The organism is Nocardioides sp. S5-5 (assembly GCF_054954065.1).
In genome coordinates, this window is the sequence record NZ_CP199913.1 from 1,394,254 (window position 1) to 1,415,436 (window position 21,183).

Sequence of the window (21,183 nt, forward strand, 5' to 3'; positions counted from 1 at the left end):
CTACAGCGGCAGCGCCGCCACCACGGCGTCGTACGTCGCCCGATCGGGAGCGGCGACCAGCCCACCGGCGAGGTGCCGCGGCTGGAGCGGCGAGCCGTCGTGCTGCCCGATGGCGCCGCCGGCCTCGGTGAGGATGAGCCCGCCGGGCAGGTGGTCCCAGGGCATGCTGCGGCTGTAGACGAGCGCGCGGGCGTCGCCGGCGATCAGGTGCGGGTAGTCGACGCCGCAGCAGGCCCAGGTCAGCTCGAGGGTGCCGAGACCGCCGAGGTCCTGGCCGACCCAGGCGCGCCGGGCGGTCCGGAAGGGCACCCCGCCGCCGGCCGCGGTCACGCCGAGCCGCTCGCCGTTGCGCCAGGCGCCGGCGCCGAGCTCGGCGACGTACGACGTGGCGTGCTGCGGCTGCCAGATCCAGCCGCGGATGACCGTGTCGCCGCGGACCTCGGCGACCATGACGGCGTGGTCGGGGGAGCCGTTGACGAAGTTCTTGGTGCCGTCGACCGGGTCGACGGTGAAGGCGTGGTCGGCGGCGGCGAAGCGGTCGAGCAGCGTCGGGTCGGCCGCCATCGCCTCCTCACCGAGCACCAGCGCGTCCGGGTAGGCCGCCTGCAGGGCCGCGGTGATCAGCTCCTCGGACTCGTGGTCGGCCACGGTGACGAGGTCGCCCGGGTTCTTCTCCGAGACCTGCTCGTCGGCGAGCGCGCGGAACCGGGGGTCGATCACCTCCGCGGCGACGTCCTGGAGCAGGGTCAGCACGGCGGCAGTGTCCACAGCGCCACGGTAACGGGACAGCGCCCGGCCTCGTGAGGTTGGGTAGGGCCATGCGCTTCACCGAGCACGAGCTGACCGCAGCGCTCGCCGGCGCGGCCAAGGTCGTGCTGGCCGCGGACCGCCGCCTGCGCAAGCGGGGCGTCGACGTCGACACGGCCTGGGGGCAGATGGATCGCTACCAGCGGTTCAAGGTGCTCGACGCCCTCGGCGAGCAGGTGTTGCCCGTGCTCGTCGCGCTGCCCGACGTCGACGTCGCCCCCGGCACCCGGCCGGCGTACGACGACCGCCAGGTCGCGGAGGTCGTGGAGGCTCTGGTCCGGACCGGCAGGGGCCGGCTGCGCCGCGCGGTCGAGGTCAAGGCGCGCACCGCGCTGGTCCAGGCCGCGCTCGCCGCGATCCCGCCCCGGCTCGACCCCGACGCGCTGCTGCGGGCCGAAGACGGGTGTTGACCCACACCCTGGGTGATATCTTGGAGATGAAGTTCGGATATCTCAGGGGGCATGGATGACGAAGACGCTGATCGACGTGGACGAGAACCTGATGGCCGATGCCATGGCGGCGACAGGGCAGCCCACCAAGCGCGGGACGGTGACCGAGGCGCTGGAGCAGGTGGTTCGCAAGGCGCGTGCTCTGGAATACCTGGAGCAGCTTCGGTCCGGGATCGCGCGCGCACTGGACGAGCCTGAGGTTGTCGCCCAAGCACAGCGATGAGGCAGCTGTACCTGCTCGACAACTCCGTGACTCAGCGCGTCCATCGGGCGCCGGCGGTGGCTGAGGCGGTGGTCGCGCTGCTGGCCACCGGCGAGCTGGCCAGTTGTCTCCCGCAGATGTTGGAGGAGTGCTATTCGGCCAAGAGCCCGGCCGACTATCGCGTCATTCTCGACGCGAATCGGAGGGCGAAGGTGTACCTGCCCCCAGATGAGGATGTCGCCCGGATCGCCGTCGAGATGCAGGGACTGCTCTTCGGGGCGGGGCTGGGACGTGCAGTCGGAGTGAGCGACCTCCAGATCGCCGCGACCGCATTGCGTCATTCGAATGAGAATCAGACAGTCACCGTCATGCACTACGACGCTGACTTCGACCACGCGGTGCGGGTCCGCCCGGAGTTGAGGGCGCAGTGGATCGTCCCACGCGGGACGGTCGCCTGACCGGCGCGCCCTCCCCAGTAGGGTGAGCGCCGTGCGCGTGCAGGCCGTCGTGGTGACCTTCAACCGGCTGACGATGCTGCAGCGACTCGTCCCGCGACTGCAGGAGATCGCCGGCCTGGAGCGGATCCTCGTGGTCGACAACGCCTCGACCGACGGCACGGGGGAGTGGCTGGCGGGGCTCGGCGACGAGCGGGTCCGCCACGAGACGCTGGCAACGAACACCGGCGGCGCGGGCGGCTTCCATCACGGCCTGGGCTGGGCGGTGCGCGAGGGCGCGGACCTGGTGTGGCTGATGGACGACGACGGCCTGCCCGCCCCCGACTGCCTCGACCTCCTCCTACGGCGCCAGCAGCGCGACGGCCTCGAGTTCTGCGGGCCGGTGGTGCTCGCCGAGCAGGACCCGGCGCGGCTGTGCTTCCCGATCCGGCTGCCCGGCGGGACCCGGGTCGTCCACGAGATGGCCGCCGTCGAGGCCGCGGCGCGTGACGGGCTGATCGACGACGTCGTGATCCCGTTCAACGGCGTGCTCGTCACCCGCGACCTGGTCGAGCGGATCGGGCTGCCGCGCGAGGAGTTCTTCATCTGGGGCGACGACGTGGAGTACCTGTGGCGTGCCCAGCGGGCCGGCGCCCGGATCGCCACGGTCGTCGAGGCCCACTTCCTCCACCCTGCCACCGACGACCTCGGGACGCCGATGATGCTCGGCCGAACGACGTACAACCACACGGCCAGCGACCTCAAGCACTACTGCATGGCGCGCAACAACACGCTCAACCTGCGCACCTACCGCGGCTGGGCGCACGTGCTGCTGTTCTGGCTGAAGACCGTGTGGTTCTACCTGTTCACGAAGCCGCAGCCGGCCCGGATCCCGCTGAGCGCACGCGCCGCGGTCGCCGGCCTGCGCGGCGACTTCACCGGCCACCGGAGGTATCTGCGGTGAGCGGGTCTCGAGACGGTCGCAGCGCGACCTCCTCGACCTCCGGGGTGCTCGAGAAGGTCGCGGTCGTCGTCGTCACCTACAACCGCGCCGACCTGCTCCGCGGCATGCTCGAAGGCCTCGCCGCGCTCGACCGGGCCCCCGACGCGGTGTTCGTGGTCGACAACGCGAGCACCGACCACACCCCGCAGGTGCTGGCCCACAGCGCGCTGGCCGGCCTGGTCACGGTCCGCACCACCGACAACCTCGGGGGAGCAGGTGGCTTCCACCTCGGCCTGAAGCGCGCACACGACGAGGGCTACGACGTGATGTGGCTCATGGACGACGACGTCGTCCCGGCCCCCGACTGCCTCACCCGGCTCCTCGAGGCCGACGGATCCTGCCTGATCGCGGTCCGCGAGGACCGCTCGGGTGCGCTCGTCGAGAAGGCGGCGCTGCGCTTCGACCTGCGCAACCCGCTGGCGATCCGCCCGAAGACGGCCAGCATCGACTCGACGTACCCCAGCCGGGCCGCGATGCCGGCGAGCGTGGAGGTCGAGAACGTCGCCTTCGAGGGCTTCCTCGTGCGGCGGGAGGTGATCGACCGGATCGGGCTGCCCGACGCGTCCTTCTTCATCTTCTACGACGACGTGGACTTCGCGATCCGCGCGCGCCGTGCCGGCTTCGCGATCCGCGCGGTGCGCGACGCCGTGCTGGTGCGCCAGCTCGACTTCGACCAGCAGCACGACCTCGCCGGCTGGAAGGGGTACTACATGTACCGCAACCTGTTCGTCGTCCACTTCCGGTACGGCGAGAACCCGCTCGTGCGGCTCAAGCCGGCGCTGATCGCGCTCGTCGTCGTGCTGCTCAGTCCGCTGCGGGGCGGTCGGGCCGAGGCAGCGAACGTGACGCGAGCGCTTCGGGATGGCTGGCGGATGCGGGGACGGCCGGCTCGCTGACCTCGGGCACCAGGCGGGCGCGCAGGCCGACCCGGTTGCCGGTCGCGATGCCCGCGAGCCACACGGCGAACGCGCCGAGCGCGGCGCCGGCGATCACGTCGACGAAGAAGTGCCAGCCGAGGTAGACCGTCGCGAGCACGGTCAGGCCGAAGAACGTCCAGGCGCTGATCCGCACCCAGCGGGCCAGCTTGACCGCCTGCACGATGAGGCAGATCGTCATCATGATGCCGACGTGCAGGGACGCGAACGCCGCGATCGTCTGCAGGCCGGACTCGCCGTGGGTCGCGAGGGTGTTGACCCGGTCGTCCCACATCGAGTCCGCGAGCTTGCTCACGTACGTCTCGGGCAGCGCCGCGAAGGTGCTGCTGTCGGAGTAGATCGGGCCGACCGTCGGCACCAGCACGTACAGCAGCGCGCCGAGGGCCCAGTCGACGGCGACCGCTGTGACGTACCACTCACCGGCGCGCGTCTGCCGGGTCCAGACCAGGGCGATCGCGATCGAGACCGGGACCAGCGCGATCCACACGATGTAGACCGACGAGAAGAAGTGGGCGGCGAGCCCGGTGCCGAACCAGGCGTGCAGCACGGCGGCCGGGTCGTGGCCGGCGAAGAGGAACTTGTCGATCCCGGCCAGCGGGTCGTCGTAGATCTTCTCGTGGACGAACGGCGCCATGCTCTTCACGTTGCGGAAGGCGGCGTAGCACAGGTACCAGGCGATGACGCCGTTGAGCGCGAACTTCCAGTGCGACAGCGGCCAGCGCTCGCGCATCACGGTGCGGAAGGCGGTGCGGATCCGGCGCAGCCAGCCGCCGCCGGGGCGGCCGGCGCCCAGGAAGGTGTGGGGGACCACGTCGAGCGCGATCGCGCCGAGGACGATCGCGGGGAAGCGGATGTAGCCGGGGATCAGGCTGTCGGGGTCCTCGATCGGGATGTCCTCGAACTTGGAGAACGCCACGGTGGCGACGGCCAGACCGAGGCCGGCGAGCCAGGCGAGAGCAAACGATGGCGCGCCGCGTCCGGTCGACTGGTGGGTATACACCAGAACAGGATATGCGCCGCGCCCATCGAGAAGCCGGACAGGACCCGGCAGCGCGTCCGAATGGGGAAGGACGGGGAACATCCGTAAACTCACCGAACGTGTCTCTCACCTCGTCGAACCCCGACCTTCCGGATCTGGTCGTCGTCGGCTCCGGCTTCTTCGGTCTGACCGTCGCCGAGCGCTGCGCCAACGACCTCGGACTGAGGGTCCTGGTCATCGAGCGCCGCTCCCACCTGGGCGGCAACGCCTACAGCGAGCCGGAGCCGGAGACCGGGATCGAGGTCCACAAGTACGGCGCGCACCTGTTCCACACCAGCAACGAGCGGGTGTGGGAGTACGTCAACCGGTTCACCTCGTTCACCGGCTACCAGCACCGCGTCTACTCCACGCACCACCAGCAGGTCTACCCGCTGCCGATCAACCTCGGCACGATCAACCAGTTCTTCGACGCGGCGTACACGCCCGCAGAGGCGCGCGCGCTCATCAGGGAGCAGGCGAGCGAGCTGGGCGACAAGGAGCCGGAGAACTTCGTCGAGAAGGGCGTCTCCCTCATCGGCCGTCCGCTCTACGAGGCGTTCATCGCCCACTACACCGCCAAGCAGTGGCAGACCGCGCCCGAGGAGCTCTCGGCCGACATCATCAGCCGGCTCCCGGTGCGCTACACCTACGACAACCGGTACTTCAACGACACGTACGAGGGCCTGCCCACCGACGGGTACGCCGCCTGGCTGGCCAGGATGGCCGACCACCCGAACATCGAGGTCGTGCTCGAGACCGACTTCCTCGCCGACGGCGTCGCGGAGCGCTACAAGGGCAAGGTCCCGATCGTCTACACCGGCCCGGTCGACGAGTACTTCGCCAACAGCGAGGGCCGGCTGTCCTGGCGTACGGTCGACCTGGTCCCCGAGGTGCTCGAGGTCGACGACTTCCAGGGCTGCGCCGTGATGAACTACCCCGACCCGGACGTCGACTTCACCCGGATCCACGAGTTCAAGCACTTCCACCCCGAGCGCGACTACCCGGAGGGCCGGACCGTCATCGTGCGGGAGTACAGCCGGTTCGCGGAGGACACCGACGAGCCCTACTACCCGGTCAACACCGCCGAGGACCGCGAGAAGCTGCTCAAGTACCGCGACCTCGCCGAGCGCGAGCCGATGGTCCTGTTCGGCGGCCGGCTCGGCACCTACCAGTACCTCGACATGCACATGGCCATCGCCGCCGCGCTCTCCATGTACGACAACAAGCTCAAGCCCCACTTCGCCGACGGCGCCGAGCTGAAGAGCGGCGGGGTGGAGCAGTGAGCGGCACGGTCGAGGCAGCCACCGTGCAGCGGCTGCTGCAGCGCCAGATCCTGCCCCTCGACACCGACCCCGACGTGCTGCCGCTCTACCTCGACTGCGAGGAGCCGAACCTCGACGAGGACAAGTACGTCGTCGGCGGCAACCGCGGCGCCCGGGAGCTCAACGCCACCGCCATCCGGCAGAAGACCTCGACCGGGCGCACGATCCGCCCCGACCAGGTCCTGTCGCGGACCGCCGTCTCGATCCCCTCGGGGGAGAAGCTGTCCTTCGGCACCTACTTCAACGCGTTCCCGGCCGGATACTGGCGCCGGTGGAGCGTGGTGGGCTCCGTGACGCTGAGCGTGACGGTGCGCGGCTCGGGGGCGACCGTGATCGTCACCAAGTCGATGGCCAACGGCCGCCAGCAGAAGGTCGCCAGCGGGGTCACCGAGGCCGACGGCCCGACCACGCTGAGGTTCGAGCTGACCCTCGGCCCGTTCATCGACGGCGGCTGGTACTGGTACGACGTCGTGGCCGGCCACGGCGACGTCACCGTCGAGTCCGCCGAGTGGACCGCGGAGGTGCCCGCCGACCGCGCCGAGCACGGCACCGTCGACCTGGCCATCACCACCATGAACCGGCCCGACTTCTGTGCCCAGCTGCTGGGCCAGCTCGGCACCCCCGAGCTGCTGCCCTACCTCGACACCGTCTTCGTGATGGAGCAGGGCACCCAGCTGGTCCGCGACAGCGAGTACTTCCCGGGGGCCGAGGAGGGGCTCGGCGGCCGGCTGCGGGTGCTCCAGCAGGGCAATCTCGGCGGCTCGGGCGGCTACGCCCGCGGGCAGCTCGAGTCGGTGCGCAAGGGCACCGCGACGTACGCGATGATGATGGACGACGACGTCGTCTGCGAGCCCGAGGGCATCATCCGCGCGGTCACCTTCGGCGACCTCGCGAGGCGGCCCACGATCGTCGGCGGGCACATGTTCAGCCTCTACGCCAAGAGCCGGCTGCACAGCTTCGGCGAGATCGTCCAGCCCTACCGGTTCTGGTGGATGTCGCCCAAGGACGGCTACCAGGACTGGGACTTCGGTGCCCGCAACCTGCGCTCGGCGCGGTGGCTGCACAAGCGCCAGGACGTCGACTTCAACGGCTGGTTCATGTGTATGATCCCGCGCGCGGTGCTCGAGGACATCGGCCTCTCGCTGCCGCTGTTCATCAAGTGGGACGACTCCGAGTACGGCCTGCGAGCCCGCGCGGCCGGCGTGCCGACGGTGACCTTCCCGGGCGCCGCGGTCTGGCACGTGCCGTGGACCGACAAGAACGACGCCCTCGACTGGCAGGCCTACTTCCACCAGCGCAACCGGTTCGTCGCGGCCCTGCTGCACTCCGGCTACCCGCGCGGCGGCCGGCTGCTGCAGGAGAGCTTCGCCTTCGACCTGGCCCACCTGGTCTCCATGCAGTACTCCACCGTCGAGCTGCGGATCCAGGCCCTCGAGGACGTCCTCGCCGGTCCGCACGGGCTGCACGACATGCTCCCCACGCGCCTCGGCGAGGTGAACGCCTTCCGCAAGCAGTTCACCGACGCCCAGCTGCACGCCGACGCCGACGACTTCGCGCCGGTGCGCCGCGAGAAGCCGCCGCGCAAGGGCAAGGACCTCAGTGACGTCCCCGGCCGGCTCTCCAAGCTGGTCACCGCCGGGCTGGCGCCGATCCGCCAGCTCAAGGCGCCGCGCGAGCTGTCCCGGGACTTCCCCGAGGTCGAGATCCGGGCGATGGACGCCAAGTGGTACCGGATCGCCGGCTTCGACTCCGCGATCGTCTCGATGAACGACGGCACCTCGGCGGCGCTCTACCAGCGCGACCGGGACCGCTACAAGGCGCTGGTCCGTCGTACCCTTCAGCTCCACAACCGGTTCCGCCGCGACTGGGACGAGATCGCCGCGCAGTACCGGGCCGCGCTGGGGGACATCACGTCGCCGGAGACCTGGGAGAAGACCTTCGCGCCGTGGATGGAGGAGGAGAAGTGACCGACGTGAGCGTCGACGAGAGCGGGCTCCCTCCGCTGCGGCCACCGTCCTCGGACAACGGCCTGGTCGGGGTGCTGCGCCGCAGGTACCTGCTCACGCTGCTGGTGCGGCGCGAGATCAGCGCCCGCTACCAGGGCTCCTTCCTGGGCCTGCTGTGGTCCTACATCAACCCGCTGACGCAGTTCTTCATCTACTACTTCGTCGTGGGGTTCATCTTCAACCTGCACGCGGACATCCCGAACTTCGCTATCCACCTGTTCGCCGGCCTGACGGTGGTGCACTTCTTCACCGAGACCTTCGGCGCGGGCACGCGCTCGATCGTGCGCAACCGGGCTCTCGTGGTGAAGATGGCGATGCCACGCGAGATGTTCCCGGTCGCGACCATGCTGGTCTCGCTCTACCACGTCCTCCCGCAGATCGTGATCTTGATCATCGCCTCGCTGCTCTCCGGCTGGACCCCCGAGCCGGTCGACCTGGTCGCGCTGCTGCTCGGCCTGCTCATCTGCGGGCTGCTCGGCCTGGCGGGAGCCCTGTTCTTCAGCGCCGCCAACGTCTTCTTCAGCGACTTCGGCAACATCGTCAGCGTCTTCAACAACTTTGTGCGCTGGGGCGTGCCGATGATGTACTCGTACGCGATGGTCGACGACCGGTTCGGCCGGTTCGCGCAGTACTACCTCTACAACCCGCTGGCCGACGCCGTCCTCCTCTTCCAGCGGGCCTTCTGGGTCGGCACGGTCGACGACCCCGGGCACAAGGCGGTCGCGGCGATGCCCGATCACCTGCTGCTCAACGGCGTGGTCATCGTGGCCATCTCGGCGCTGATCCTGTGCGCCGCCCAGTTCGTCTTCAGCAGGCTCGAGAACAAGATCCCGGAGCGTCTTTGATGGCCGCATCGATCGTCGTGGAGAACGCGACCAAGTACTTCACCCTCCGCTACCACCGCACCTTCAAGGAGGTCGCCGTCGCCAAGGTCAAGGGCCGGCAGACCTCGGAGACCTTCAAGGCCGTCGACGACGTCTCCTTCACCGTCGAGCAGGGCGAGTCGGTCGGCATCATGGGCCTCAACGGCTCCGGCAAGAGCACGCTGCTCAAGATGATCAACGGCGTGATGCGCCCCGACGAGGGATCGATCCTCACCCGCGGCCGGATCGCCGGCCTGATCGCCACCGGTGCCGGCTTCCACAACCAGCTCACCGGTCGCGAGAACCTCTACCTCAACGCCGCCATCCTCGGCATGACCGAGCAGGAGATCCGCCGCAAGTTCGACGACATCGTCGAGTTCGCCGAGCTCGGCCCCACCCTCGACGGCCCGGTCGGCCACTACTCCTCGGGCCAGAAGGCCCGGCTCGGCTTCGCGATCGCGATCCACGTCGACTCCGACATCTTCCTCGCCGACGAGGTCCTCGCCGTCGGCGACAAGCCGTTCCGGGTCAAGTGCATGAAGAGGATGCGGCAGATCCGCAAGAGCGGCCGCACGCTGTTCTACGTCAGCCACTCGCCGGACTCGGTCATCAAGATGTGCAACCGGGTGCTCGTCCTCGAGAAGGGCCGCCTCGGCTTCGACGGCGACCCGGTCGAGGCCGTGCACTACCTGCGCTACGACGAGGGCGACGACATCGACGACGACGAGATCGCCAACGACATCTGAGCTGGATCGCGCGGGGGGTCGCCGACCCGGCGCAGCTTGAACTCGTGCTTGCGAGCCGGCAGTGCCGACTTCTCCCGTTTTGCTGCGCGGGGGACACCGGGAGCGGGAGGATCGGAGGCACGTCACGCGAAGGAGGCGCGCGTGGTCACCTCCGTCACACCCGAGATCTCATCCGAGCCGTCGCTCCGCGTGGCCGCGATGACGACGGGTGCTGCGCGCACGCCGGCGACCGATCCGATGCTGGCCTACGCGGACGCCGCGATCACGCACGCGCTCGCGGCCCTCGACGGCGCGCCCGGCGAGCTGATCAGCACCGCCGCGGAGCTGGAGCAGGCCCGCGCGAGGCTGGTCGGCGAGCCGTCGGCGTTCGCGACCCTGTGCGCCAATGCCGGCGCGAGCGCGGAGGCCACCGAGCTGCTGGCGCTGGTGGTGGCCGTCGAGGTCGACGCCTCCCGGGCCGCACAGGTGGCGGCACTGGACGGCTCGGGTCCGGGCGCCCGGCTGAGTCTGGGTGCCGCGGCCCGGCTGCTGGGCGACGTCGGCCGGTGCGCGGCCGCGATCGGTCCCGGGTCCGCGCTGCTGCGCGCGGCGCTGGTCGACCTGAGCCAGGACGGCACCTGGGCCGCGACCCGGATCCGGCTCGCACCGAGCCTGGTGTGGGCACTCGCGGGCGACACGGAGCCGGACCCCGACCTGCCGCTGGGCAGCCACTGGGCCACCGGCGACGCCACGGCCGAGCAGGCACCCGGCCTGGTGCTCGTGACCGGTCCCGACCGGATCCGGCGCCGCGAGCTCGGCATGCGGCACTGTCCCGTGGCCACCGTGCTGGTCAGCTCGACGCCGGCCGGTGAGGCCGGCTGGGCGGCCCTCGTGAGGGAGGCCACGATCGCCGGCGCCGGGATCGTCCTCGAGCTCGACGACGAGCTGCCCGAGGCGGGCCGGCGGTGGATCGAGCGGGCCACGCATCTGCGCTGGGTCGTCACGGGTCGCGACGAGCTGATGCTGACCGCGATGCCGGTGCGCCACCGGATCGAGCTCGCCGCGGCCGACGACGTCGTCGACGAGGACGAGTGGCGCGCGGCCCTCGGCGACGTGCCGCACACGCACCGGCTCAACGCCACCCAGCTCGACCAGGTGCGGCGTACCCTGCCCGCGGTCGACGGGGACGTGGACGCCGCCGTACGCCGATTGCTCGGTGGCCCGCTCGCCCGGCTGGCCCACCGGGTGCGGCCGCGCAAGTCCTGGGACGACCTGGTGCTGAGCGAGGCCAAGAGCGCCCAGCTGCGCGCCGTCGTCGGCCGCTATCGCCACGGCCCCACGGTGTACGACGAGTGGGGCGTCACGACCGCCTCCGGGCGCGGTGTCGTCGCGCTGTTCACGGGCCCCTCGGGCACCGGCAAGACGCTGGCCGCGGAGGTGGTCGCCCACAGCCTCGACCTCGATCTGTATCGGATCGACCTGTCGACCGTGGTCAGCAAGTACATCGGCGAGACCGAGCAGAACCTGGACCGGCTCTTCGACGCCGCCTCGGCCGGCAACGCGGTGCTCTTCTTCGACGAGGCGGACTCCGTCTTCGGCAAGCGCGCCGAGGTCAAGGACGCCCGCGACCGGTACGCCAACCTCGAGGTGTCCTACCTGCTCCAGCGGCTCGAGGCGTACGACGGTGTGGTGGTCCTCGCGACCAACCTGCCGGGCAATATCGACGAGGCCTTCCTGCGCCGGATCCACGAGGTCGTCCACTTCACCGAGCCGAGCGTCGACGAGCGGCGGGCCATCTGGCAGCGCCACCTCGCCGACGGTCGGATGCCGGTGGAGGAGCTCGACGTCGCGGCGCTCGCGGCGCGGTTCGACCTCACCGGCGGGCAGATCCGCAATATCGTCCTCGCGGCGGCGTTCCGGGCCGTCGAGGAGGGGACCGGTGTGTCCTTGACGCACGTCAACGCGGCGATCGCCGGCGAGCTGCGCAAGCTCGGCCGGATGGTGAAGACGGAGGATTTCGATGAGTGAGCACCACGACCGGACCCAGGCCGGCCACGAGCACGACGCTCCGGCGCCGCTGACCGAGCAGCCGATGCGGGTGGGCGCGGCCGACGACCATGCCGAGCACGAGGCGGAGTCGCGTGCCCAGGCGGCCCTGGCCCGGCTCGCGGCGCGCGGAGGGACACTGGCGCTGAGCGGTGCCCGCGCCGGTGGCGACGGCGCGGTCGGCGACGAGGGCCGGATCCGGCGCGCCCCGAGCGCGGCGGCGCCAGGGCGGATCGGGCTCGCCGGGGGCGACCTCGACCCCGGCGCCCGGCAGGAGATCCGCGCGCGCCGCGGCGGCGGGGAGCCGTTGCCCGACCCGGTCAGGTCGTCGATGGAGTCCGCCTTCGGCCAGTCCTTCGGGGACGTCCGGATCCACCGCGACGCCACCGCGGCCCGGTTGTCCCGCTCGATCTCGGCCGACGCCTTCACCACCGGCAAGGACATCTACTTCGGTGAGGGGATGTTCGACGCCGGCTCGGAGCATGGTCGGCACGTCTTGGCCCACGAGCTCGGTCACGTCGTGTCCGGCGAGTCCGGCGTCCACCGGTGGAACCCCTTCAAGAGGAAGGAGAAGTCGCCGGAGGAGCTGAAGAAGGCCGAGGACGCGAAGAAGCGCAAGGAGGAGCTGATCAAGGCTCGCGCCGAGCTCAAGGCCAAGGACAAGGCCACGCGGCACAAGGCCAAGGAGGTCAACGCCAAGAACAAGGAGGTCTCGGCGAAGATCAAGGGCGAGTACGCCGGCAGCACCGACCCGCGGTTCAAGCCGCAGGCGCTCAAGGACCTCGAGATGAAGCTCAAGGACCAGCTCGACCTGGAGCGCTACGTCCGCTCGAAGGCGCGCTACGAGGTGATCCAGGGACAGCCGGAGACCGAGGAGCTCCGGGCCCAGGCCGACCTCGCGGAGGAGCAGGCCGTCGACGAGCTGTGGGCCAAGGCGCCCGAGGACCTGCGGGCGTTCCGGCCGCTGCGCTACGACGAGTTCGACAAGGCGCTCAACGAGGTCCGCGAGGCGATCTCGGAGGCCCGGGCCCTGGAGCAGAGCGACATCTCCAAGAAGCTGGAGGACAACGAGGCGTCCTTCGGCGCCCCGATGTCCCCCAAGGGCGCCGCCAAGAAGGTCGCCGAGCAGCGCGAGCTCGAGCGTCGGCGGGCCCGCAACGTCCAGAGCAAGGGCGAGACCCTCGAGCAGCGCGGCCAGGAGGACGGGCAGCGCGCGCGCAAGAAGGGCATGGACAAGGTCGCCGAGATCGCCGAGGAGCGCCCCGTCAGCAAGGGCGAGGAGCAGCAGATCAAGAAGGACTCCGCGCGCAAGGGGTTCGAGGAGCGCTACGGGCACGACCAGGACCTGCTCGACGCCCAGGGCGGCATGAAGACCGCGAAGACGGTCACCGGCCTGGTAGGCAAGGGCGACAAGCAGCTCAACAAGCAGCTGATCAGCCGCGGCTACCTCGACAAGGAGGGCGTGCCGGGCGAGGCCAACGAGCTCGCCGCCAAGAGCGTCGGCGGCCTCGCCGAGATCTTCAACCTGCTCTCGCAGCTGCTCGGGCTGGCCGACCAGATCCGCGACATCAAGAAGGGGATGGCCGATCCGGGTGCCCGGCTGAAGGCCACCCAGACGGCCGTCGGCGCCTTCAGCTCGGGCGCGAAGATCACCAAGATCACGCTGCGCTCGGCGCGCGAGGGCGTGGAGAAGTTCGGCGGCTCGACGCAGGTGATCAGCGACGTGGGCACCGCCCTCCCGATCGTCGGGCTGATCACCGCCTCCCTCGGCACCATCGACAAGGCCATCGAGCTGGTTCCCCTGGGACAGCGGCTCGGCGAGGGCCTGGTCACCGTCGACGAGGCCGTCATCGCACGGAAGGGGCCACTGGCGGCCTCGCTGCAGCGGGTCAACTCCCGCAACGCGCAGCTGGTCGAGAAGGCCACCTTCGGGCTGGCCAAGAACATCACGATGCTCGGCCTCCACGTCGCCGAGATCGCGAGCGCGGGCGGGTTCGGCATCCCCGCGGCCGCGAAGCTCACGCTGACCATCACCGACTACGCCCACCAGCTCGGCCACAAGATCTACGACACCGTCAACGAGAGCCAGTCCTCCACCGCCAAGAAGGACTTCGGGGTCAAGCACAAGGAGGGCGCGTCCCGCGACGTCTTGAAGTACGACATCGGCACCTCGATCGACGTGATCATCGTCTCGGCGCAGAAGCACAAGCTGGACTACGCCCGCAAGCTGCTCAAGGGCTACGGCATCCGCGACAACGAGATCGACGGCATGCGTCACTACGAGATCCGGGACAAGGTGCTCGACGGTCTCGACGCCGAGGGCGACCCCAAGACGGTGACCGAGAAGATCGAGTCCGCCAAGAACGCGGTCAAGGAGAAGCTCGGCCTCGACGACGGGCCCGGCGGCGGCAAGAAGGAGGAGAAGGGCACCCTCGACAAGATCAAGGAGCTGCCCTCCAAGGTCGCCGGCGCCATCACGGGCCTGCCGGACAAGATCAGCAAGAAGATCGCCGAGCTCAAGACGAAGCACGCCGACGCGAAGGCGTTGGTCGACGAGAAGAACAAGCTCGGCTACCACGGCAAGAAGGACCGCGGCAAGGGATCGGTCCTGCTCAACTTCCTGCGCGGGGAGGACAAGACGGAGAAGTCCTTCGCCAAGGTCCGTGGCGAGCAGCACGCCAACGGCGTCGCCCCCGACCAGCTGTCCCGGACCAGCTCCGACCGCGACAAGCGGGCCAAGCTCGACGGGCAGAAGCAGGCCGCCAAGCAGGTCGCCCCGGTGCATCAGTTCGACCCGGCGTTCGCCGCCAAGGTCGCGAAGGCGAACATGGCCGAGCTCTACCAGCTCGTCGGCAGCCTGCCGAGGACCGACCCGTTCTACGAGGGCAACCTCGAGTACGTCGACTTCGAGGTGGCGCGCCGCGTCCAGGAGGGCATCGCGTGAGCACCGATCCGGCCGAGGCCGTGCGCCACGGACCCGTCCAGCGCGCGGCCGCCCGCGTCTACGACAAGGGCGGCTGGCCGGTGACCGCGCTCGAGGACGGCACCGGGTTCACGATGGAGGTGGAGGGCACCGACGGCGCCTGGTCGGCCCTCGCCATCACCGACGACGACGCGGACCGGTTCGTCTTCTACTCGCTCTCGCCGGTCGACCCGGCACCGGAGCGGTGGCCCGCGATGGCCGAGCTGCTGCACCGGATCAACCACGGCCTGGTGGCGGCGGCCTTCGAGTTCGACCACGACACGGGCGAGGCGCGGCTGCGCACCGGCATCGAGCTGATCACCCTGCCGCGGCAGATCCTCGAGGACGACGACCTGCTCGACGCGATCGTCAACGACCTCTCCGCCGCGAACGTGGAGATCTTCGACCGCTACCTGACGGGCCTGGTCGCGGTGTCCCTGGGCGCCGAGCCGGCGCAGGTCGTCGCGGAGATCGAGGCCGACCCCGACGCCGGCTGAGAGCCGGTCAGGACGCCAGCCACCACACGAGCAGGGCGACCAGCAGCAGCGTGGTCACGCCCAGCAGCGTCCACAGCCACCACAGCGAGCGCGGCTCGGGCGGCGGCGGGGCCGGCGGAGGTACGACGACCACGGGCTCCGGCTCCGGCTCGGGCTCCGGCAGGGGGGCGAGCACCATCGGCAGGCCGCACCGGGTGCAGGTCTGGGCCGCGAGTGGGTTGACCTCGCCGCAGTGCGGGCACGGCACCGACGCCACGGTGACCTGGCCCGCGGTGCCGGGCAGGCGGCGCAGCGTGGCTCCGTCGGTGTCCCGGTCGCCGAGCTGGATGTCCTGCGGCGTCCAGAACAGCGGGTAGTCGCAGCGGGCGCAGAAGTCCGCCGCGTCGCGCTGGCTCAGCGCGACGTTGGCCTGGGTGCCGCACTCGGGACAGGTCACGGGTGATCCGCTCAAGGTCTGCTCTCCGGCCGTCATCGGCCGGCCTCCTTCTCGTCGTCCGCCGAGGACCACAGCAGCCGGCCGGCCACGTGGAGCTCGCTGCGTGCATGGGCGGGGACCTCGTCGCGTACGACCTCGACCAGCTCCGCCTCGGACATCATGCCGGTCGACTCCAGCCGCAGGCGCACCCAGGCCGTGTCCGCCGGCGCCTCGCCGGCCGCCCAGATCCCGCCGCCCTCCTCGATGGTGACGGCGGCGCCGGTCACCAGCTCGAGATAGGTGCGCAGCCCGTGGCTGGTGCCGCGCCAGGCCAGGGTCTGGGCTGCGCTGGACACGATCCGGCGCTGCAGGCCCTCCGGCAGCGAGGCGTCGAGCGCGCCGAGCCCGATCCAGGAGCCCAGCCAGCGCACCATCTCCGGGGGCGCGACGCTGAGGTCGAGGAGGTGCTCGATGGTGTCGGCGTCCTCCAGCAGCGTGGTCCCGACGTGCTGGAAGATCGACACGAACCGGACGAAGAAGTCCTCGCCGGTCATCGACACCGGGAGCTGCTGCAGCATCCAGTCGGGGTCGCGGCGAGGCCGGACGCGGCCGGCCGGCACCCGGGTGACGATGGGGGACAGGGTCATCGCACGATCACCTGCGGGGCGGCGGCGAGGAACAGCGAGCGCCGGTCCAGCCGGATGACCTCCTTGGCCGCGCCGAGTCGGCGCCCGGTGCGCAGGTCGTACTCGTAGAGCAGGGTCTCCTCCACCCGGGCGATGCCCTCGACGGACTCGAGCAGCTGGGTCACCGCGGCGCCGTTGAGGTCGCTGTCGAAGGGCCAGCCCGCCCCGTCGGTGCCGCCGACGAGCGGGTTGACGAAGCGGCTGATCGCCTCCACGGCGCGCTGCTGGACCAGCGCGGGCGGCCGGCCGGGCTCACCATGCACGAGGGCGACCACGGAGACGCCCTGGTAGTAGGGGGTCCCGATCTCGACGGCGGTGCCGACGATCCGGTGCCGGTCCAGGTGCCGGGAGACGGTCTCGGTCAGGGTGGGCGTCAGCGCGTAGTCGTCGAGGGTGTGCTGGGCGACCTCCCCGCGGACGCGGGGCACGATGAGCAGCTGGACCGCGCCGTTGCCGCGCTGGGCGCTCTGGCAGCGGGCGCGGGCCACCTCGGTGGAGGACTCCAGGGTGAGCCGTTCGTAGTCGTCGACCGTGACCGCGCGCTGGCCGGTGCGCAGCGTCAGCGGGGCCCGCTCCTTGGCCTCGGCCACCGACTCGGCCTCGACTCCGCCCCGCGCGGGGGCGAGGTTCACGACGCCCGAGACGTAGGGCACCGAGGAGCGCATGACCGTGAGGGTGCGGACCCCGACGTTGGCGGCGCGGCCGCCGCCGGAGCGGTAGCCGGACACCCGGATCCACGTGCCGTCGCGCGGGATGGCGCCGTGCTGGCGGGTGGAGCCGTCGGGGTAGCGGATCCGGGGACCGAACCGCACCGTCCCGGTGCTGTCGTCCCACACCACGTGCCGGTCCTCGGGCCCGGACGCGGAGAAGTCGGGCACCTCCGTCCAGCGCACCGTCTCCTCGCCGTCGACCACCTCGACGACCTCGTCCGGGCGGCGCGGCAGCACCGGGGCGTGCCCGGCCGCGAACGCCTGGCCGGGTGAGCCGTCGCTGCGGCCCAACTGCTCGGCGGGGAAGCGCTCGGCGTGCTCTGCGGTCACCGTGCCGCCCATCGCCGCGGCGCTGACGGCGCGCACCCGGGGGGACGCGCGGTAGGTCGGCTCGCCGGCCGACGGGGCCAGGAGCCGGGCCCGCAGCCAGTACGCCGCGAGGTTGCCCACCGCATGGGGAGCGTGCTCGATCGGCACCAGGAGGGAGATCGCGCCGGCCCGGTTGAGGCCGCCGGTCGTGTCCTCGAAGACCCGGCAGCCGATCCACCCCTCGCCGTTCCAGATCTCCCAGGCCAGGGGCGGGTTGGTGGGGTCGACGCCGATGCCCTCCGCCTCGGCGTCGATGTCGAGGCGCAGCACGACCCCGGCCAGGCTGTCGCGGAAGCCGAGGCAGAAGGTGTCGCCCGGCGACAGGTCGGGGGAGGCGAAGCAGCGCACGCCGGCGGCGTCGAAGCGGACGTCGTCCCAGACGTCGACCACGCTCCGACCGCCGTCGCTGACCGTCATCGCGGCGTCCAGGCGCGGGGGAGCGATGCTCAGGTCCTGCAGGGTGCTGAACACGACCCGGTCCGCCTCGCCCGAGGCGAGGGTGGAGACCTCGGTGGCGGCGGGCACGACGACGGGGACGTCGAGGGCGGTCGAGAGCCAGAAGGTCAGGTCGGTGCGGGCGACCGACGGCGCGAACGGCTCGATGCCGACCAGGTTGAGGAAGTGGGAGTAGAGCCGGTCGGGGACCTGGTTGACCCGGTAGAGGATCATCTCGCTCATCCACGCGAACAGCTCGATGAGCGCGACCCCGGGGTCGGAGACGTTGTGGTTGGTCCACTCGGGGCAGTAGAGCGGGATCAGGCGCTTGGCCTCGTCGACGATGTCCTGGAAGGTCCGGTCGTCGAGGCTGGGGGTGGGCAGCGGCATGGGTCGGGTCCTCGGCTCACTCGGCGTCGTGCGGGATGACGTAGAACGGGTAGACCAGGTTGCGGCGGTCGTTGGTCGCCCGCACCCGGTAGCTGATGGCGACCCGGACCAGCGACGGCTGAGCCGGGTCGGGCGTGGCCACGACGTCCTCGACGTCGACCCGCGGCTCCCAGCGGGCCAGCGCCTCGCGGACGTACTGCGCGATCAGACCGAGCAGGTTGCCGGTCACCGGCTCGAAGAGCAGCTCGGCGATCCGGCAGCCGAACTCCGGTCGCATCAGCCGCTCGCCGGGCGCGGTCGTCAGCACCAGCGTGATCGCCCGGTCGAGCGAGGCCGGTCCGTCGGCGAGGCGGATGGTCCCGGTCTGGTCGACGCCGAGCGGCCAGCTGAATCCCCGCCCGACGAACGAGGAGTCGTCCTCGGCCGGGCGGCCGGTTCCAGGCACGATGCTCATCAGTTGATCAACACCGTCCCGCCCTTGATCGTCGTCATCCCGCCCTCGAAGGTGGCACTGCCCGTGCCCTTGACGGTGGTGCTGCTGCCCTCGATGTTGAGGGTCGCCGGGGTCTTCAGGCTGGTCGCGCCGGTGGCCTCCACGGACAGGTTGCCCTTGGCCTTGATCTTGACGGCGGTGCCGTCGATGGTGATGTCGCCGTTGCGGGCGAGGGTGACGGTGGCCTGCCCGTTGGTGAGCTTGAGGTCCCCGCCCTTGGCCTCGATGGTCAAGCTGTTGGAGGCCTCGTCGAGCTTGATCGACATCTCCTTGCGGCCGTGCTTGAGGAGCACGGCCTCCTTGCCCGCCTCGTCGACCATCTCGAGCGCGTGCCCGGTGCGTGAGGTGAGCCGCCGGGTGTTCACCTTGCCCTGCCCGAGCAGGCGTCCCAGCTCGGGCTGCTTGTTCTTGCCGCCGAAGACCGAGCCGAGCACCACCGGGCGGCGCAGACTGCCCTCCTCGAAGCCGACGAGCACCTCGTCGTCGACCTCCGGCAAGAAGGTGGCCCCGCGTCCGTTGCCGGCGTCGAAGGTCGACACCCGTGCCCATGCCGACTCGACGTCGTCGCCGAGCAGGGACGGGAGCTTGACCCGGACCCGGCCGAGGTTCTCGGGGTCGCTGATATTGGTCACGATGCCGACCTGGATCCCCTCGGCCCGTGCCTCGGCCCGGACCCCGCCGAGGGTGTCGACCAGGCCGCGCGGCCGGTGGCTGCCGGTGTGGAAGGTGGTGTGGAAGCCGCGCCGGTCGTATACGTGCTCGACCCGGGTCACCAGGTAGGTGCCCGACGAGGGCCCCACGTCGGTGATCTCGACCGCCACGCCCGGGCGGATCCGCGGGTCGGCGAGGGCGGTGCCCCGGCCGATCAGGGCGTCGGAGTCCATCGAGGTCTGGATCGACCTGGCAAGGGTCAGCGCCTCGGCCTGGATCTGGGGCGTCCCGGCGTTGGTGCGCAGAGCCCGGTCGCTGGGGCCGCCCACCGGGCGGCGGGTGAGCTGCGCGAAGTGATGCTGCTCGGCGGGCTCCGCCCGGGCGGTGCCCGCGATCGACTGCTTGGTCTTGGGGTCCCAGCCCGTCACCTCGGTCTCCCGCGGCGCACCCGCCGTGGCCTTGACCGAGAAGGTGAGCAGGCGCTGGTCGGGGGTCGCATTGCCGTCGTTGCGGGGGAAGCCGAGCCGCACCGAGGCCGGGACGACCGCGCCGACCGGGTCGACATGCACCTTGTCGGGTGCCTCGAACCACCACATCGCGTTGTGGGCGCGCACCGTCTCGTCGAGATGGGCGAGCGAGGACCCGATCTTCGCCGTGTACTCGGGCCGGTGGCTCGTGAGGGCGGGCGCCTTATTGGCCAGCCGGAGACCGGCCGCCCGGAGCAGGGCGTTGATCACGTCGGCGGCCGACATCTGCTCGTACGTCGCGATCGTCGTGTCCCGCGCGAGACGCCAGGTGGGCTCCTCGGCGACGACCACCAGCTCGGGCACCTGCCCGGCCGAGTGGTCGAGGGCGATGCTCCTCACGGTGCCGTGGAAGAGCACCTGCTGCGCGCCGGGCACGATCACCCGCAGCGCCGCGTCGATGCCGAAGACCTCGCCGGACGACAGCTGGTAGCCCACGTCGGCGAAGCGCAGGGTCAGCCGGCCGACCAGGTTGACCGCCGTCTCCACCCGCAGCGAGGTCAGCAGCTCCAGGCGCTGCGCGCTGAGCGGCGCCCCCGCGACCTCCAAGGCCGCGGGCACGGGCATCGCCGACGTCGAGGTGGGCATCAGCCCTCCCGCGGGATGTCGAGCAGGTCGCCGGGGCGCAGCGCGAGCGGGTCCTCGACGTTGTTGGCCCGCGCCAGCCGGCGCCACCGGGTCGCGTCGCCGTAGTAGCGCGCGCTGATCCGGTCCAGGGTCTCGCCGGGCTGGACCCGATGCACGCGACTCGGCTTCGGGGTCCCCGAGGTCGGGTTCTGGGGGCCGAGCGCGTCCGAGCTCTCGTACTGCCGCAGCTCGAGCTGGATCTCGGCGCGCAGCGGTACGCCGCCGGAGGAGAAGTAGGTGAAGCTGAGCCGGATGTCGGACACCACCGCTCGGAACGAGTGCAGGTCCCCCCAGTGGAAGGTCACGGTCGGCGGCCGGGCGTTGTTGCGCTCCAGGTCGGTGCCGGGGAGGTTCGGGTCCACCTCCATCAGCTTCAGGATCTTGCCGGTGTGCTTGGTGACCGGCGTGCCGTCGGCCGTCGTGTCGAAGCGCAGGTCCATCCGCATCCAGCCGCCGCCCGCGCCGGCGTACTGCAGGGTCGGCACGCCCTTGCCCGGCATCGGGTTGGACACCCAGTTGTTGCGGCGCCCGACGCTGAGCGTCTCGGGGTTGTAGAGGCAGGGCAGCCGCTCGCCGCCCTCGAGCTCCAGGAACGCCTTCTCCAGCTCCGGCAT

The 21,183-nt window shown here is 70.9% G+C and carries 20 protein-coding genes; 12 read left to right on the plus strand and 8 right to left on the minus strand.

All coding sequences use genetic code 11. The features are described 5' to 3' along the window. Positions 1-768 (minus strand): inositol monophosphatase family protein, encoded by a 768-nt coding sequence (locus ACUP6Y_RS06625; protein WP_462554922.1) that lies wholly within the window; start codon positions 766-768, stop codon positions 1-3. Positions 769-818: 50 nt separating this feature from the next. On the opposite strand from ACUP6Y_RS06625, the gene ACUP6Y_RS06630 reads away from it, so the two are divergent. From ACUP6Y_RS06630 to ACUP6Y_RS06650, 5 genes are read left to right on the plus strand one after another with little or no spacing between them, the layout of a single operon-like run. Then, positions 819-1,217 carry a hypothetical protein gene (locus ACUP6Y_RS06630; RefSeq protein WP_462554923.1) on the plus strand — a complete coding sequence of 133 codons (399 nt, stop codon included), beginning with the start codon at positions 819-821 and terminating at the stop codon, positions 1,215-1,217. Positions 1,218-1,272: 55 nt separating this feature from the next. Then, entirely contained in the window at positions 1,273-1,479 is a 207-nt protein-coding gene (locus ACUP6Y_RS06635; RefSeq protein ID WP_462554925.1) for a type II toxin-antitoxin system VapB family antitoxin, read from the plus strand. After that, complete coding sequence (locus tag ACUP6Y_RS06640; RefSeq protein WP_462554927.1) at positions 1,476-1,916, plus strand: PIN domain-containing protein; 441 nt, start codon at positions 1,476-1,478, stop codon at positions 1,914-1,916. Before ACUP6Y_RS06635 ends, ACUP6Y_RS06640 begins: the two co-directional genes overlap by 4 nt. 31 nt (positions 1,917-1,947) lie before the next feature. Continuing rightward, the gene (locus ACUP6Y_RS06645; RefSeq protein WP_462554928.1) at positions 1,948-2,856 is read left to right on the plus strand and encodes a glycosyltransferase family 2 protein; all 909 of its coding nucleotides are present in this window, start codon (positions 1,948-1,950) and stop codon (positions 2,854-2,856) included. Further along, positions 2,853-3,791: a glycosyltransferase family 2 protein gene (locus ACUP6Y_RS06650; protein ID WP_462554930.1), complete on the plus strand. Its 939-nt coding sequence runs from the start codon at positions 2,853-2,855 to the stop codon at positions 3,789-3,791. Before ACUP6Y_RS06645 ends, ACUP6Y_RS06650 begins: the two co-directional genes overlap by 4 nt. On the opposite strand, the gene ACUP6Y_RS06655 is transcribed toward ACUP6Y_RS06650, so the two are convergent. After that, a complete protein-coding gene (locus ACUP6Y_RS06655) occupies positions 3,700-4,830 on the minus strand; it encodes a phosphatase PAP2 family protein (RefSeq protein WP_462554935.1) in 1,131 nt (376 codons plus the stop codon). The two genes, ACUP6Y_RS06650 and ACUP6Y_RS06655, sit on opposite strands and share 92 nt — an antisense overlap. A gap of 98 nt (positions 4,831-4,928) precedes the next feature. On the opposite strand from ACUP6Y_RS06655, the gene glf reads away from it, so the two are divergent. From glf to ACUP6Y_RS06690, 7 genes are all read left to right on the plus strand, one after another. Then, positions 4,929-6,131, plus strand: a complete 1,203-nt coding sequence (glf, locus tag ACUP6Y_RS06660) for a UDP-galactopyranose mutase (protein WP_462554940.1) — start codon at positions 4,929-4,931, stop codon at positions 6,129-6,131. Further along, on the plus strand, positions 6,128-8,137 hold the full coding sequence (locus ACUP6Y_RS06665) for a glycosyltransferase (RefSeq protein ID WP_462554945.1): 2,010 nt from the start codon (positions 6,128-6,130) through the stop codon (positions 8,135-8,137). Before glf ends, ACUP6Y_RS06665 begins: the two co-directional genes overlap by 4 nt. Next, entirely contained in the window at positions 8,134-9,021 is an 888-nt protein-coding gene (locus tag ACUP6Y_RS06670) for an ABC transporter permease (RefSeq protein WP_462554949.1), read from the plus strand. Before ACUP6Y_RS06665 ends, ACUP6Y_RS06670 begins: the two co-directional genes overlap by 4 nt. Continuing rightward, entirely contained in the window at positions 9,021-9,785 is a 765-nt protein-coding gene (locus ACUP6Y_RS06675; RefSeq protein WP_462554952.1) for an ABC transporter ATP-binding protein, read from the plus strand. Before ACUP6Y_RS06670 ends, ACUP6Y_RS06675 begins: the two co-directional genes overlap by 1 nt. Positions 9,786-9,926: 141 nt before the next feature. Further along, the gene (locus ACUP6Y_RS06680; protein ID WP_462554956.1) at positions 9,927-11,792 is read left to right on the plus strand and encodes an AAA family ATPase; all 1,866 of its coding nucleotides are present in this window, start codon (positions 9,927-9,929) and stop codon (positions 11,790-11,792) included. Further along, the gene (locus ACUP6Y_RS06685) at positions 11,785-14,754 is read left to right on the plus strand and encodes an eCIS core domain-containing protein (protein ID WP_462554960.1); all 2,970 of its coding nucleotides are present in this window, start codon (positions 11,785-11,787) and stop codon (positions 14,752-14,754) included. The genes ACUP6Y_RS06680 and ACUP6Y_RS06685 overlap by 8 nt, the downstream gene beginning before the upstream one ends. Next, complete coding sequence (locus ACUP6Y_RS06690) at positions 14,751-15,269, plus strand: YbjN domain-containing protein (protein ID WP_462554964.1); 519 nt, start codon at positions 14,751-14,753, stop codon at positions 15,267-15,269. Before ACUP6Y_RS06685 ends, ACUP6Y_RS06690 begins: the two co-directional genes overlap by 4 nt. 7 nt (positions 15,270-15,276) lie before the next feature. On the opposite strand, the gene ACUP6Y_RS06695 is transcribed toward ACUP6Y_RS06690, so the two are convergent. The 6 genes from ACUP6Y_RS06695 to ACUP6Y_RS06720 are packed head-to-tail and all read right to left on the minus strand — an operon-like array spanning position 15,277 to position 21,183. Beyond that, a complete protein-coding gene (locus tag ACUP6Y_RS06695; RefSeq protein ID WP_462554966.1) occupies positions 15,277-15,741 on the minus strand; it encodes a hypothetical protein in 465 nt (154 codons plus the stop codon). Continuing rightward, positions 15,738-16,331: a phage tail protein gene (locus ACUP6Y_RS06700; protein WP_462554967.1), complete on the minus strand. Its 594-nt coding sequence runs from the start codon at positions 16,329-16,331 to the stop codon at positions 15,738-15,740. The genes ACUP6Y_RS06695 and ACUP6Y_RS06700 overlap by 4 nt, the downstream gene beginning before the upstream one ends. Then, entirely contained in the window at positions 16,328-18,274 is a 1,947-nt protein-coding gene (locus ACUP6Y_RS06705) for a putative baseplate assembly protein (RefSeq protein ID WP_462554968.1), read from the minus strand. Before ACUP6Y_RS06705 ends, ACUP6Y_RS06700 begins: the two co-directional genes overlap by 4 nt. 16 nt (positions 18,275-18,290) lie before the next feature. Then, entirely contained in the window at positions 18,291-18,728 is a 438-nt protein-coding gene (locus ACUP6Y_RS06710; protein WP_462554970.1) for a GPW/gp25 family protein, read from the minus strand. Further along, positions 18,728-20,530, minus strand: coding sequence for a phage baseplate assembly protein V (locus ACUP6Y_RS06715; RefSeq protein ID WP_462554973.1), 1,803 nt, complete (start codon positions 20,528-20,530; stop codon positions 18,728-18,730). Before ACUP6Y_RS06715 ends, ACUP6Y_RS06710 begins: the two co-directional genes overlap by 1 nt. Further along, complete coding sequence (locus tag ACUP6Y_RS06720) at positions 20,530-21,183, minus strand: CIS tube protein (protein ID WP_462554974.1); 654 nt, start codon at positions 21,181-21,183, stop codon at positions 20,530-20,532. Before ACUP6Y_RS06720 ends, ACUP6Y_RS06715 begins: the two co-directional genes overlap by 1 nt.

Bases quoted from the DNA above. Each gene is read 5' to 3' on its own strand.
- ACUP6Y_RS06630 (WP_462554923.1), top strand. From the start codon at position 819: ATGCGCTTCACCGAGCACGAGCTGACCGCAGCGCTCGCCGGCGCGGCC.
- ACUP6Y_RS06635 (WP_462554925.1), top strand. From the start codon at position 1,273: ATGACGAAGACGCTGATCGACGTGGACGAGAACCTGATGGCCGATGCC.
- ACUP6Y_RS06640 (WP_462554927.1), top strand. From the start codon at position 1,476: ATGAGGCAGCTGTACCTGCTCGACAACTCCGTGACTCAGCGCGTCCAT.
- ACUP6Y_RS06675 (WP_462554952.1), top strand. From the start codon at position 9,021: ATGGCCGCATCGATCGTCGTGGAGAACGCGACCAAGTACTTCACCCTC.
- ACUP6Y_RS06685 (WP_462554960.1), top strand. From the start codon at position 11,785: ATGAGTGAGCACCACGACCGGACCCAGGCCGGCCACGAGCACGACGCT.
- ACUP6Y_RS06695 (WP_462554966.1), bottom strand. From the start codon at position 15,741: ATGACGGCCGGAGAGCAGACCTTGAGCGGATCACCCGTGACCTGTCCC.
- ACUP6Y_RS06700 (WP_462554967.1), bottom strand. From the start codon at position 16,331: ATGACCCTGTCCCCCATCGTCACCCGGGTGCCGGCCGGCCGCGTCCGG.
- ACUP6Y_RS06705 (WP_462554968.1), bottom strand. From the start codon at position 18,274: ATGCCGCTGCCCACCCCCAGCCTCGACGACCGGACCTTCCAGGACATC.
- ACUP6Y_RS06710 (WP_462554970.1), bottom strand. From the start codon at position 18,728: ATGAGCATCGTGCCTGGAACCGGCCGCCCGGCCGAGGACGACTCCTCG.
- ACUP6Y_RS06715 (WP_462554973.1), bottom strand. From the start codon at position 20,530: ATGCCCACCTCGACGTCGGCGATGCCCGTGCCCGCGGCCTTGGAGGTC.
- ACUP6Y_RS06720 (WP_462554974.1), bottom strand. From the start codon at position 21,183: ATGCCGGAGCTGGAGAAGGCGTTCCTGGAGCTCGAGGGCGGCGAGCGG.